This is a genomic window from Trichococcus palustris, assembly GCF_900114465.1.
Lineage (GTDB): Bacteria > Bacillota > Bacilli > Lactobacillales > Aerococcaceae > Trichococcus > Trichococcus palustris.
In genome coordinates this window covers 12,102-26,763 of record NZ_FOTD01000008.1, presented here as the reverse complement: position 1 = coordinate 26,763, position 14,662 = coordinate 12,102, and the positions used below count along the sequence as shown (strand labels likewise).

Annotated in this window: 10 protein-coding genes; 1 reads left to right on the top strand and 9 read right to left on the bottom strand. The window is 41.9% G+C overall.

Features of this window, described 5'->3' with window-relative positions:
* Nucleotides 1-70 precede the first annotated feature (70 nt).
* Nucleotides 71-520 (bottom strand): 50S ribosomal protein L9, encoded by a 450-nt coding sequence (gene rplI / locus BM101_RS06930; protein ID WP_087034028.1) that lies wholly within the window; start codon nucleotides 518-520, stop codon nucleotides 71-73.
* A 3-nt stretch (nucleotides 521-523) separates the two neighbouring features.
* Nucleotides 524-2,542 carry a DHH family phosphoesterase gene (locus tag BM101_RS06925; RefSeq protein WP_087034027.1) on the bottom strand — a complete coding sequence of 673 codons (2,019 nt, stop codon included), beginning with the start codon at nucleotides 2,540-2,542 and terminating at the stop codon, nucleotides 524-526.
* A 2,252-nt stretch (nucleotides 2,543-4,794) separates the two neighbouring features.
* Between BM101_RS06925 and BM101_RS06920 the strand changes: the two genes are divergently transcribed.
* Nucleotides 4,795-5,241 carry a hypothetical protein gene (locus BM101_RS06920; protein WP_087034026.1) on the top strand — a complete coding sequence of 149 codons (447 nt, stop codon included), beginning with the start codon at nucleotides 4,795-4,797 and terminating at the stop codon, nucleotides 5,239-5,241.
* A gap of 1,645 nt (nucleotides 5,242-6,886) precedes the next feature.
* Here the strand turns inward: BM101_RS06920 and rpsR are convergent.
* The 7 genes from rpsR to yaaA form a co-directional block, all read right to left on the bottom strand.
* Nucleotides 6,887-7,129, bottom strand: a complete 243-nt coding sequence (gene rpsR / locus BM101_RS06915) for a 30S ribosomal protein S18 (RefSeq protein WP_087034025.1) — start codon at nucleotides 7,127-7,129, stop codon at nucleotides 6,887-6,889.
* A 45-nt stretch (nucleotides 7,130-7,174) separates the two neighbouring features.
* Nucleotides 7,175-7,717 carry a single-stranded DNA-binding protein gene (ssb, locus tag BM101_RS06910; protein WP_087034024.1) on the bottom strand — a complete coding sequence of 181 codons (543 nt, stop codon included), beginning with the start codon at nucleotides 7,715-7,717 and terminating at the stop codon, nucleotides 7,175-7,177.
* Nucleotides 7,718-7,755: 38 nt separating this feature from the next.
* Nucleotides 7,756-8,049, bottom strand: a complete 294-nt coding sequence (rpsF, locus tag BM101_RS06905) for a 30S ribosomal protein S6 (RefSeq protein ID WP_087034023.1) — start codon at nucleotides 8,047-8,049, stop codon at nucleotides 7,756-7,758.
* A 293-nt stretch (nucleotides 8,050-8,342) separates the two neighbouring features.
* Entirely contained in the window at nucleotides 8,343-10,979 is a 2,637-nt protein-coding gene (gyrA, locus tag BM101_RS06900; protein WP_087034022.1) for a DNA gyrase subunit A, read from the bottom strand.
* 18 nt (nucleotides 10,980-10,997) lie between these two features.
* A complete protein-coding gene (gene gyrB / locus BM101_RS06895) occupies nucleotides 10,998-12,935 on the bottom strand; it encodes a DNA topoisomerase (ATP-hydrolyzing) subunit B (protein ID WP_087034021.1) in 1,938 nt (645 codons plus the stop codon).
* A gap of 3 nt (nucleotides 12,936-12,938) precedes the next feature.
* Nucleotides 12,939-14,060: a DNA replication/repair protein RecF gene (gene recF, locus BM101_RS06890; RefSeq protein WP_087034020.1), complete on the bottom strand. Its 1,122-nt coding sequence runs from the start codon at nucleotides 14,058-14,060 to the stop codon at nucleotides 12,939-12,941.
* The gene (gene yaaA, locus BM101_RS06885; protein WP_087034097.1) at nucleotides 14,057-14,323 is read right to left on the bottom strand and encodes a S4 domain-containing protein YaaA; all 267 of its coding nucleotides are present in this window, start codon (nucleotides 14,321-14,323) and stop codon (nucleotides 14,057-14,059) included. The genes recF and yaaA overlap by 4 nt, the downstream gene beginning before the upstream one ends.
* Between the last annotated feature and the right edge of the window lie 339 nt (nucleotides 14,324-14,662).

The window sequence follows — 14,662 nt, the reverse complement described above, 5'->3', positions numbered from 1 at the left end:
GTTATCACTCTTAAAAATATACATAAAAAAAGAGATGCAGGATGCATCTCTGAGAATCTTTGCCGATGGATTACGCTTCAGTGACTTGAACCGTTAAGGTAGCTGTCACCTCAGGGTGCAATTTTACCGACATCTTGGTGAAGCCGAGTGTACGGACTGGATTTTCCAATTCGATTTTTCTTTTATCAAGCTTCACATTATGCTGTTTATACAATGCTTCCGCAACCTGTTTGCTTGTGATCGAACCGAACAAGCGACCGTCATCACCTGATTTTGCTGTCAATTTGATAACCGACTCGTCTTTTTCTAAAAATGCTTTCAATTCTTGGGCTGCTGCCAATTCTTCAGCACTTTTCTTGTCTTCTGCCTTCTTTTGTCCTTTTAAAGCTGAAATACTTGCATTGGTAGCTTCTTCAGCCTTACGATTTTTAATCAGGAAAGTTGCGTAGCCATCTGCTATATCCTTTACTTCCCCTTTTTTACCTTTGCCTTTAACATCTTCTAAAAAAATAACTTTCATTCGTTATTCTCCTTCCTTAACCTTATTAGGATTGATTACTTCTTTCAACATACCCACTACTTCTTTCACAGTGGCATTCTCAATTTGCGTTGCCGCATTCGATAAATGTCCCCCGCCGCCCAGTTTCTCCATGACCGTCTGTACATTATACTGCCCTAAGCTCCTGGCGCTGATGCCGATCCTGCCATCTTGACGTTTCGTAACCACAAAGGAAGCATCAACACTTTCCATGGATAACATCGTATCCGCTGTCTGAGCCGCAACGACGGTATTGTACACTTTATCATCTTCACCAGATACGATGGCCAAGTTCCCATTGACGAACTCCATCGATGACAATAAATGGCTCCTTAAAAGATACGTATCCAGATCTTCTTTTAATGACTTCTGAATCAACACCGTGTCTGCCCCATTTGATTGGAGGTAGCTTGCAGCATCAAACGTGCGGGAACCTGTCCGCAAGCTAAAATTGCGGGTATCAACGATGATGCCTGCCAACATCGCCGTTGCTTCAATTTTGTTGATGGCATCAACATCATTTGATTGATATTCAAATAATTCCGTGATGAGTTCCGATGTGGAGGATGCATAGGGTTCCATATAAACCAGCACAGGATTATCCGGGAATTCCTGGCCACGTCTGTGGTGATCCAAAACAACAATTTTTTTAGACAATTTCAATAGTGCAGGAGCTGCCGTCATTGATGGACGATGGACATCAACCATCACAATTAAAGTTTGCGGCGAAACGAGTTCCCGCGCCTGATCTGGCGAAATGATGCGTTTGGCAATCAATGGATCTTTGTCAATCTCTTGCATAATCCGGTTGACATCATTCGAAAATTGCTGCGGATCTAAAACGATCCAAGCTTCTCTATTATTCATTTGCGAAATTTTTCGGATACCCAAACACGAACCGACAACGTCCATATCCGGGAAACTGTGACCCATTATGATGACTTTATCAGAATGGATAATCAATTCTTCGAGAGCCTGACTGATCATCCTTGCCCTGATTCGTGTCCGTTTTTCCATCGGATTCGTTTTCCCGCCATAAAAACGTGCATCTTCATTTTCTGCCCTGACGACCACTTGATCTCCGCCACGCGCCAACGCCAATTCAAGATTCGATTGTGCCAGCTTAGCAACCTGCTTAAAATTGGTCTGTTCAAAGGTTTTCTCATATGAGAATCCCATGCTCAAGGTTAAAGGGAAATTCTGTTTGTAGGTTCGTTCTCGTATTTGATTGATGATGTCAAAATTATTTTCTTCTATTTTCTTTAGCGACCTCTTATTAGTGATCGCAATGAATCGGTCATCATCAACACGTTTAAGAAAAACATTATTCAAGTTCGCCCAGTTCGTTAGCTGGTTAGTCAAATAGTTATTCACATTTGATTTTTTACGATCATTCATGGATTGCACCGCTTCATCGTAATTATCGACGATGATATTACCAAAAACAAATTTTTCATCTTTATACTTTTCTTCGATCTTGGCATATTCTGTGATATCCATTAAATAGACTACGCCGATATCATCTTGAATGATCATTTCAAAATAATGATCGCCCCACTTCACACGCCGCATCTCATTATCTTGAGATTGATGGAAAAGTTGATAGAGTTCTGCATCTATAACTTTTATTTTTCTTCCTAGAATATCTCTTTTACCAAAGTACTTCATTAAATAAGGATTCATCCACTGGACTTCTTCTTCTTTATTATACAGAAGAATACCAATGGGCATTTTAATCATAGCCTCTTGTTCACCTTTTTTTATTCGATAAGATAAGTCAGATATATATTGGTTTGTCTCATCTATCAGGTAGTCCGATGAATAACTGATAAACCAAACAACACCAATACATAATAGCGTTATTCCTATTCCAATTTTCCAATCTGCTATGAATGTTAGGATGACGATCAACAGCAGTAAAACTAAAATAATCAGGGCCGGAACTTTAATCTTGTCAGCTTTTATGAAGTGAGGAAGATTGTTAAACTTTTCCTTGGTTTTCATGATAGCTCCTTTACTGAACCTACATTTTTCACTCATATATTTTAACACACATAAAAAATAATAGCTATAATCCCACGTCCTGTCTGCTTTTCTAATGTTTCCCACAGAAAATGTTCCACGTGAAACATTTTCTGTGGGCTGTTGGCTCTACACGGAAAAAAGTAGGCATGGATGATCCGAAATGACCGTATATCCATTTTTTGACTTCGTAAATACATATTATTATATTCTGAACAGATTTCCTCTGAATAAACTGTGTTTAAAACCATATAATGTTCCACGTGGAACATTATATGGTTTTAAACAACATTCTACCTGCATTTCCGGAAAAATATAAAGAGAAAGAGGGATTTCTTGTGAATTTGGAAATTCAATGCTTAAAAAGATTTTCAATATCAATTATAGGGCACCCTTCTCCTTGTTAAACGAATTCGAAATACAGGGATCTAAAGATACAAGACTCTTATGTATCATTTTCAAATAATTTTAAAATATGTGCATTTTCCTATTTAGTAGACTTACTAATTGCTTTCTCTTCTTATTTTCCTAAATAGATTGCTGATCCTCACACTGGCGTCGGCCTGAATGTTCCACGTGGAACATTCAGGTCCATGTTTACCACACCCTTGTCTATCCCTCTCTTAGGATCAGGATCATAAGAGATGATTTGCTTCTACTATAGGCAGAACTGGATTAGAACGCTCTATCTTTTCTAAAATCCCTTCAAAAATAATTTTCATACACCTTTCTATCTCCGTATTTAATAATCAATCTGGTATCTCTACACCAGGTTGATTATTAAATACGGATTTACATATCGTATGCACATATATGAACGTAATTTTTTTAGAGCCAATTGCTAAGGACCCTCCTCATCTCATTCTTTTGTTGCAATCTATCCTAACCAATTTTATAGATTCGAGATCAATTCAAACAATCACTCCAAAATCGCGTAAATCCAAAACCCATCATTCGCACTTATTTTATCCATTTTTGAGATTACTTACGCTAAGTCTTTCTGTTCTACTTTTTATCTATCTCATACACTTTTATTAATATTTTCGAATAATCTATATACAGAATCACCTATTCTTAATTTCATTGATTTGATCACTTTTAGGCAAGAATTTTCATATTCCCATTAACAGATCCTCTGCTGTTTTTGGATGCTAGTCCGCCTATTTCACTTTTTATTTGTTGTGGATAAGTTTTATATTTATTCTTTATTCTATTTATCCACATTTTCAAATTTGCTTGTTGATAACTTTTCAAATAACCCCAAATTCCTTTGGTGTATCAATCTTTTATCTTAATATTTGTCTGTTGATAACCTACAGCATTTTATCCTTATTTTCTTAACCTTTATCTCCTGATATGTTATGCACACCCTGTGGATAACATCAATAGGTATAAAACCTTAAAAACAAAATCAAACTTTTGTTTATTTATCCTTTCTTAGGAAAAGGTTCGTCTTATTGACTGATTATTGCTACATTTTTTTGAAAAAACGCAGCAAATGCTTTTAAAAACCTCGATTTGGAAAAATATACTTGTTCAACAATGAGCATGTTGCGTTTTTGTGGAAAAGTATCGAAACTTTCTTCCGTTATTGAAAAGATCAGTTAATGCCTAGTCATTTTTAAACTGAAATTCAAACCTTATGCCTTATGATGGATGCTCCAATAAATAATCGGCGTAACTAGTCCCTAGCAGCGATAATCTGGTTATTTACTTCCATTGCTGGTAATCAATAGTTATGCACCTGTTCATAACTATTTAATGCAACTGCGAACTGTATATAATAAAACATACACAGAAGCGATGTTAGCCTTCATTCCATGATGAATAGGATCATTAGCCGAAGGCTTTAGAAACACGTATAGGTCAAAAAATTACATCCTACGCCGGAAAAAGAGCAGAAAATAAGGCAGTTCATCGGTATCTACCCGGCAGTGTTCTCCAACCACTACCTCGCCAGGAACGCTACCAACGGTTCAAGGAAAGCCGTCTCGAAAAGAAAGATCCTTCCTTGTCCGCCTATGATTTCGACAAATACATAAACCACGAGGTTAAAACGCTGGAGGAATATGACTGAATCAACTAACGTGGGTCGAAGGCAGGCGGTTAATTGTCATACCGAAGCGACATACAAAGGCTTCTTTAAGTTTAAGGGTTTCGATAAGTAGCCCAAATTCAAAAAGAAAGCCCATCAAGACGATAAAGCTGTACTTCCCAAAGAAAAACACAGAGGATTGGACTGGGGAACGGCACCGCATCAAGATCAAAACGTTTGGTTGGGTATACGTATCAAGGAAAAAGGCTATATTTCAATTAAGAGCACATCGTCAAAAGTGGGATGGTCAGCCAAAAGGCGGGGTACTTTGCATGAAGCTTTTGCGCTACATTGTCGGAGCCAATCGGCATCGATTCTGGGTGCGGCTGAAAAATATCGCCGTCTGCAACAACCATATTTCGTCAAGGAAAACATCAACAAAATGGTTGCCGAGGTGCGAGGACAAAATCCACATTCCATCCCCCTCGAAGATCTGAACGTATCCAGTACGCTGAATAATCATCATCTGTCAAAGGCAAGGTGTTTACCCACCAGTATTTCTATGATTTCCGCAACAAAACTGACGGGCAAATGCAAAGCTAACGAAATCGAGTTGCGGGTTGTAGTGGGGGTTGTGGAGTGTTGATAATCCGTCCAGCGAGTTATGTCATGCGTGCGGAAAAATAAAGCAAGACTTGAGAAAATTTCCGATCGGATATAATACCACTGCGATTGCGGCAGGTACCACGAAGATAGCGAGGGCAATGCCAGTTTGAACTTATGGCATGTAATCACATAAGAGTCAGCCCATTGATAAAATGGCCCTTGTACATGTACCGATGGATTATAGCCGGGAATTTACGCTTGTGGGAATGCCAGACCAACATTAGTAGCGGGGAACGGGAGTACGGAGAAATAAAAAAGCTTAGTAGGAATTTTTGTGCATTTTGAGTAGTGTAGAATGGAATGCTTCCTATCATTATTGAGTGGATTCCACACACAATAATGGATATTGAAAAAATCAAGATAGGGTGGGATTGTGTTTCTTTCTATTTCCTTGAATCGGCTTTGGCAGCTTGTTTAGCTGGAACAATAACGTTAGTGGAAACAAGATTCGCTTTGGGTAGATAATTAAAAATGTTCCACGTGGAACATTTTTAATTATCGTTTTTTTGGGAAGAATTCTGGCGTAACACGAATAAAATGCACGTTCATAAAGACCCTTTGAGAGCTTTTTATCCGGATTGATATATTTTCATATCAAAGATAAAAAAATCCCTTACATCGGCTCAAATGGGCATATTTTATAATTCAGGAAGGAATCCGGAAGATAAAATAATAGCAAACCTATTTTTCAGGTTGATATCTACGAGCACAGGGATCATTGCATTCTTTTTTTACTGGACTGCAATGATTACACTTGTTCCGCTGATCTGACGGTGCTGAAGAAAGAAGAGGGAAGAGGCAACTGTCTGGCTAAAAGGAAGCCCGATGGGGCATCGTTCCACAATCGTCATTACGAAACCTAAGCGATTCCTGCGGCCATTTCTACAAGAATCCGAACAGCACTCTACGGTTCAAACGCTAAAGAAATTCTGTACAATCTTCTAACCAAGCAAATCAATGAGAATATTGCTATTGTGGTGAACAGGCTAGAATTGCCCAATCTTAGGATGATATTCTTTGCCAAGAGCAGGGGAGTAGATGGAGCAGTTTTGAACGATGTTGATATATAAAACGAACTTTGCATAGCCAAGAAACAAGCCAGATCTGCTCATGCTACGGACACAAGAACAAAGACTTTAAAAATATCCCTGTCAGGTCCGGAAAGGAGCTTTTCCTGAATGATGGTCCAACACCGAAAGGGATATTAACGTAAACCTTAAAACCGAATCCATAAGGCCTTCTAACTGTAAAAACTACAGGGAGAGTCCTAGGAAAGAATAATGCGCCTTTATTCGTAGGAGTTCAAAATCAATGGAATCATCACTAGCAAGACGAAAGCATTGTTGTGTATGTGAGACAACGCATTTCATCAGAATTTACGACTGCGAGGAAGGTTACACCAAACCAAAAGTAGGGACGACAAATGGAGCACGGGAAAAACAGGAAGCAAGCCGAAGTTATAGTTTGTTTGGCAACGGATGCTAACGGGGTGATTACAAGAATAATTGAGGGCGATGACTTAGTGAGGAATTGAAAAACTGAAGGGAAGGGGGAGGGAGTGCGAAGAAAAAAAGGATGACATGCAAAAAAAAAAAGAGCTCCTCCGAAGAGTTGCTCTTTGATTATTATTCTGCTACTGTAAATGGCATTAATGCCATGATACGAGAACGTTTGATAGAGATTGTCAAAGTTCTTTGATGTTTAGCACAAGTACCTGTTACACGACGAGGTAAAATTTTACCTTTTTCAGATACATAGCGTTTCAATAAATCAGTTTCTTTGTAATCTACATGATCGATATGATTTGCACAGAAGTAACAAACTTTTTTACGTTTGCGTCCGCCTCTGCTATTACGTTGGATAGCCATGTTCAAATTCCTCCTTTTCCTAAACTAACCATTCATTCCTGAGAATTAGAATGGTAGATCATCATCTGAAATGTCAATTGATTCACCATTTGATAAAAATGGATCAGCATTTGAATTAAAATCAGAAAAACCGCTTTGTTTCGGAGCAGAGTATTGATTATTAACTTGTCCGCGATTTTGGTTAGATTCGAAAGAATTACTTGATCCAAAGTTTGCACTTGAACCAGATGTATTTGTGTTAGTTTCTCTCGGTCTTTGATCTGTAGCGTTTTTAGATTCCAACAACGTGAAATTATCAGCTACAACTTCAGTAACGTATACACGCTGACCTTGTTGATTTTCATAATTTCTTGTTTGGATTCTTCCTTCGATACCGACCAATGAACCTTTACGAGTGAAATTCGCAAAATTCTCTGCAGCCTTTCTCCAAATAACACAGTTGATAAAATCAGCTTCTCTTTCACCTGCTTGGTTTGTAAACTGTCTGTTTACTGCAAGAGAGAAAGTTCCTACTGCTGTGCCGCTGGATGTATAACGCAAATCGACATCCTTTGTCAGTCTACCCACTAAAACGACATTATTAATCATTCATCTTACTCCTTTCAAAATGTTTCACGTGGAACATTTTACTTTGTTTCTTGTTTAACGACGATATGACGGATGATATCGCTATTGATTTTAGCTAAACGATCGAATTCGTTGATCGCTACAGCGTCTGAAGCAGCAATTTTCACGATATGGTAGATACCTTCACGAAAATCTTTGATTTCATAAGCTAAGCGGCGTTTCGACCAGTCTTTAGATTCAATAACTTCAGCGCCATTATCTGTTAAAATTGCATCGAAACGTGCGATTAATTCTGCTTTTGCATCTTCTTCGATGTTAGGACGGATAATGTAATTGATTTCATAGTTACTCATTTTGACTGTCACCTCCTTGTGGACTTTGGCTCTTACTTTTGCAAGAGCAAGGAGAGTATCTTTTCAGATTACTCACGTCTAAACATTGTACCATTATTATTTTTTCTTTTCAATGACTTTTAAAGAAATAGAGGATTATATTTTTATGAGAAATTAGGAAGACCTCCTGGGTAGGAGCGATAGCCTTCCTCACAGTGGACACTCTTACCTTTGGCCAACAGTCCTTGCTGCCAAATTATCGCATATGCAAAAGGCCCAGGACTATTTGTCCCGGACCTGCATCAGCTATTGTTTTATTCTTCGGATCCGGAATCTTCCTCGTCCACTAATTCATCTGCCAGATTTTGCATTTTTTCAGCGATTTCTGCACTTCCCAGTGAAGTAGGTGATTCTGTATTTAAATCTACTTCAGATGCGATAGCGGCCTCATTTTCGCCGGATAAGGTGCCTTCAGCTTGTTCAGAGACAAAAATTTCTTCCTCATCCTCTTCGCGTTCCACTTTTGCCATGGTTGACACAATAGCCTCGCCGTCCAATTTCATCAAGCGTACGCCCAAAGTGGCACGTCCGGTTTGGGAAACGGCAGCAGCGTGGAAACGGATCATGACCCCTTTGTCCGTGATGATCATGATGTCTTCATCGCCGGTTACGGTCGTCAATCCTACCAAATTACCATTTTTCGGAGTTATGTTGGCAGTCTTGACCCCTTTACCGCCACGGCCCTTGATGGCATATTCATCGGCTGCGGTCCGTTTGCCGTAGCCATTTTCGGTGATGATAAGGACTTCAGAATCGTGTTTTAATACGTCCATACCGACCACGAAGTCGCCCTCACGTAATTTGACACCACGGACGCCGGTAGCGGTTCTACCCATATCGCGGACATCCTTTTCATCAAAACTTACAGAATAGCCGAAATGTGTGCCGATAATGATGTTTTGGTTGCCGTCAGTCATGGCTACTTTGATCAATTCATCCTCGTCCTTCAGGTTGATCGCACGCAAGCCATTTTGACGGATGTTCTGGAATTCCGTAGCAGATGTCCGTTTAACGGTACCCATACGTGTCGTGAAGAATAGGTAGTCCCCATCTTGCGGGCCGCCCTTGACATTGATGATGGCTTGGATCTTTTCGTTTGCATCCAGATTCAACAAATTGATGATCGGCAAACCTTTTGCTTGGCGACCGTATTCAGGGACTTCATAGCCTTTTGTTTTGTATACTTTCCCTTGGTTGGAGAAGTATAGCAACATATCATGCGTCGATGCGGAAATGAGCGTTTCGATGAAGTCGTCATCATGGATACCCATGCCTTGGACGCCTCGTCCACCGCGTTTTTGGGCTCTGAATTCGCTGTTCGGCAAACGTTTGATATAGCCGTTATGCGTCAAAGTGACAACGATATCCTCTTCTTCGATCAAATCTTCATCTTCAAGGGAAAGAACTTCCCCGACCAATAACTCTGTACGGCGTTTGTCCCCATATTTTTCTTGGATTTCCAGCAATTCCGTATAGATGATGTCAAAGACACGTGTTGCGCTGGCTAAAATATCGGCCAAGTCGGCGATAAGCGCCATCAAGTCATTGTATTCGCCCTCGATTTTGTCGCGTTCCAAACCGGTCAGACGGACCAGACGCATATCCAAAATGGCCTGCGCCTGTTTATCGGAAAGACCATAGTTTTCCATGAAAATTTGTTTGGCCGTATCCCCATTTTTGGAGCCGCGCAGAATAGCGACGATTTCATCGATATGGTCCAAAGCGATCTTCAAGCCGGCCAAGATATGCGCACGGGCTTCCGCTTTCTGTTTGTCATAAGCTGTTCTTCTGCGGATGACTTCTTCCTGGTGTTCTAGGTAATATTCCAGCATCGGTTTGAGACCGAGAACTTTCGGGATGCCTTTAACGATCGCCAACATATTGAATCCGAAGGAGGATTGCAATGGCGTCATTTTGTATAGGTTGTTCAAAATGACGCTGGCACTGACATCCTTGCGGACATCGATGACGACACGCATGCCGTCGCGGTCAGACTCATCCGCCAAGTCGGTGATGCCTTCGATCCGTTTATCACGGGCCAGTTCAGCAATCCGTTCGACCAATTTCGCTTTGTTGACCATATATGGCAATTCAGAAATGATGATGCGTTCTTTGCCATTTTTCAGGATTTCGACTTCTACACGTCCGCGGACGATGATGGAACCTTTACCCGTTTCATAGGCTTTTCTGATGCCTGATTTGCCCATGACGATACCGCCTGTAGGGAAATCGGGACCCGGAACAGCTTCCATTAATTCAGCAGTCGTTGCATCCGGATTATTCATCAAGATATGTAAGGCGGAAATGACCTCTGTCAGATTATGTGGCGGGATATTTGTCGCCATCCCAACGGCGATACCGGAAGCCCCATTCACCAAAAGGTTAGGGAAGCGTGCCGGCAATACATCCGGTTCGCTTTCGGAACCGTCATAGTTGTCGTGGTAATCGATGGTATCCTTGTTGATGTCGCGCAGCATTTCTAAAGCGATTTTTGACATCCTCGCTTCGGTGTACCGCATTGCTGCGGCACTGTCTCCGTCGATGGACCCAAAGTTTCCGTGTCCGTCAACCAATGGGTAGCGATAACTGAAATCCTGGGACATCCGGACCATCGATTCATAGATCGCACTGTCACCGTGGGGATGGTATTTACCCATGACGTCCCCGACGATACGTGCGGATTTTTTATGCGCTTTATCGGGCGTAACACCCAATTCGCTCATCCCGTACAGAATACGGCGATGAACCGGCTTAAGTCCGTCACGGACGTCAGGCAAAGCTCTGGCTACGATAACGCTCATGGCATATTCCAAGAAGGAAGTTTGCATCTCGTGGCTCAATTCTATTTGCTCCATGGCTTGATCATTTATTTTTTCAATTTCATCAGACATTTATTCTCCAACCCCCTTTTAGATATCCAAGTTTTTAACGTAAACGGCATTTTCCTCGATGAAGTTTCTTCGTGGCTCAACATGATCCCCCATCAACATGTTCAATGTCGCGTCCGCTTCGATGGCATCAGCGACGGTCACTTGCAGGAAGTGACGGTTTTCAGGGTTCATGGTTGTATCCCATAGCTGCTCCGCATCCATTTCCCCTAGCCCTTTATAACGTTGGATGCTTGGTTTTGGCGATGTAGGGATGGTTGCCAAGTATTCTTCCAACTCTTGGTCCGTATCCAGGTATTTCTCCTTTTTCCCCTGCTTCACTTGGTACAAAGGCGGTTGTGCGATATACACGTAGCCGGCTTCCACCAAAGGGCGCATATGGCGATAGAAAAGGGTCAGCAGCAAGGTACGGATATGCGCTCCGTCGACATCAGCATCGGTCATGATAACCAATTTATGATAACGGGCTTTAGAAACATCAAAGTCGCCGCCGAAACCTGTTCCCATTGCCGTAAACAGCGATCGGATCTCTTCGTTGGCGAGGATTTTATCGATGGAAGCTTTCTCAACGTTCAAAATCTTACCGCGGATCGGAAGGATTGCTTGGAAGAAACGGGAACGGCCTTGTTTTGCGGAACCGCCGGCTGAATCCCCTTCGACGATGAAAATTTCCGATTCTACTGGATTTTTGCTCGAGCAGTCAGCCAATTTACCGGGCAGATTACTGATTTCCAATCCGCTCTTCTTGCGCGTCACTTCACGGGCACGTTTGGCAGCTAAACGGGCACGGGCTGCCAGCATCCCTTTTTCAACAATCTGACGGGCCACCTGCGGGTTTTCCATCAGGAATTTATCGAAGAAGGTTGAGAAAAGGCGATCGGTGATCGTACGCGCTTCTGAATTTCCAAGCTTTGTCTTCGTTTGTCCCTCGAATTGCGGATCAGGATGCTTGATCGACAGGACCAGGGTCAATCCTTCGCGGACATCTTCACCGGTCAGATTCTCTTCGTTTTCCTTAATGATTTTGTTGCGCTTCGCATAGTCATTGATGACCCGCGTCAGGGCAGTCTTCGCACCGGATTCATGCGTTCCGCCTTCATAGGTATGGATATTGTTGGCGAAACTCAATAGGTTTGTATGGTAGCCATCCGTATATTGCATCGCAACTTCGACTTGGATATCATCCTGTTCGCCCTCGATGTAGATAGGCTCTTCGAAAAGCACTTTTTTGTTGCGGTTCAAGAATTCGACATAGCTCTTGATTCCGCCTTCGTAATAATAGTCTTGTTCGACCGGTTCTTCCGGACGGTTGTCTCGGATGGAGATGTTCAAGCCTTTGTTCAAGAAAGCCAATTCCCTTACGCGGACGGCCAGTTTTTCAAACTCAAAGACGGTCGTTTCCTTGAAAATTTCCGGATCGGGCAGGAAGCGAACCTCGGTACCATGTTTATCCGTATCTCCCGTGATGGTCAAATCGGAGGTGATGTCCCCGCGTACGAACGTTTGTGTATAAATTTTATTGTCTTTATAGACGTTTACGGTTAATTCAGAAGATAAGGCATTTACGACGGAAGCACCAACACCATGGAGACCACCTGAAACTTTGTAGCCTCCACCGCCGAATTTACCGCCGGCATGCAGAACGGTGAAGACCGTTTCTACAGCGGGGCGTCCGGTATTCACTTGGATATCGACGGGAATCCCACGGCCATTATCGATTACGGTGATGCTATTGTCTTTTTCAATTATTATTTCAATTTTCGTCGCGAAGCCGGCTAATGCTTCGTCAATCGAGTTGTCTACGATTTCCCACACTAAATGATGCAGACCGGCGCCGCTTGTGGAACCGATGTACATGCCAGGGCGTTTGCGGACAGCTTCCAAGCCTTCCAGTACTTGGATCTGGCTGGCATCATACTCTTTTGCTAGTTCGGCTTTGTTCTTTTCAATTTCTGCCATTCTTTACACACCTTCCATTTCTACTTCACCTTGTTTGATATGGTAGATAGTTGGTTCATCTATCTTGTTTTTCTTGATGCCATCCAGGCTTGTGGTCGTCAAAAAAGTCTGGACCTTTTTTTCGATTGCCTTTAATAAGTGTGTCTGACGTTCGTCATCCAGTTCGGATAACACATCGTCCAATAAGAGGATCGGATATTCCCCTAAAATTTCATTCATGCATTCGATTTCAGCCAGCTTTAAGCTCAGGACGGTCGTCCGTTGTTGTCCTTGCGATCCATAATTCTGGACGTTCTTGCCGTTCACGTGGAACACCAAATCATCGCGGTGCGGACCGAAAAGGGTGACCGCCTGATCTTTTTCGCGTCTTTTCCCTTGCTTGAATTCATTCATCAGCTTCAGGAAGATGCTGTCCTTGTCCATCTCATCCGTGCACTCCGTGTTCGATTTATAGGCAATCGTCAGCGTTTCCCGTTCCAAGGAAATTTCTTTGTGCAGCGGTTGTGCCCAGGCTTCCAATTTTTTTACGAACTGCAGACGGTAGACCAACAGGCCGGCTCCTAAAATAGCCAGCTGTTCCGTCAACACATCCAAATACACTTCATCTTTCGCCTTCCCGGTGACCAACTGCTTCAAATAAAGATTGCGTTGCTTTAGAATCCGCTGATACTGCACCAAATCGTGCAAATAAACAGGATTCATCTGTCCCAATTCCATATCGAGGAATTTTCTGCGGTTAGCGGGGGCGCCTTTCACCAGATTCAAATCGTCCGGAGCAAACAGTACAACGTTCAAATGGCCGATATACTGGCTCAATTTTTTCTGCTCTAAATGGTTAACTTTCGCTATTTTCCCTTTTTTGGAAAAAATGATTTCTAATGGAAAGGTCGATGTTTTTTTCTCAATCTTCCCAGTGATCCGGGCAGAATCTTCCTGCCAACGGATCATTTCCTTTTCGTTGGAGGTACGCGGACTTCTGGCGAAGGCCAGAGCGTATATCGCTTCCATCAGATTTGTCTTTCCTTGCGCATTCTCGCCAAGGAAAACATTGATGCCATCCGAAAAAGGAACGGAAAGAGAGGAATAATTCCGAAAATTTTGCAGAGTCAATTCTTTTAGGATCATGCTTCGGACTCACTGATGTCGTGGTCGTCCTCTTTCGTGTCCGATTTTGTTGATTGGATGAAGAAAGTACCTTCACCGGGGATTTCGACCATCGCGCCGGGATATAATTTCCGTCCTCTGCGGTCTTCTTTTTCATTATCTACGTATACTACATACTCCGATAGGAACCACTTGGCCATGCCACCGCTGGAGATCAGATTAGCATGTTTCAAAAATTGACCTAAAGTAATAAATTCAGCATCAATATGTACAATATTTTTCAAGAAATTCACCTATTTTCCAATAAAATAAGCGTGGAAAACAAAATCCACGCAACAATACCATTTCATAGTGTCATTATACTCTTTTTATTGCTGAATTTCAAATTTCCCTAAAAAAAATGCCTTTTACTGGATTTTTCCATAAAACAATAGAAATACACTAGACAGGCTCTAAAGCGGTCATAGGCTTTTAAAATGAAATATTCATTTCTGAAAGTTATTTTCTGACCGATGTGATAAAGCGGGCGGTCAAACTTTCTTCTTATGTGAAAAAAGAGCCTTTTCAGATAATGACTCATCCCTTTACATTTCAGCGGCGAAAAAAATAGGCAGGGAAGCGAC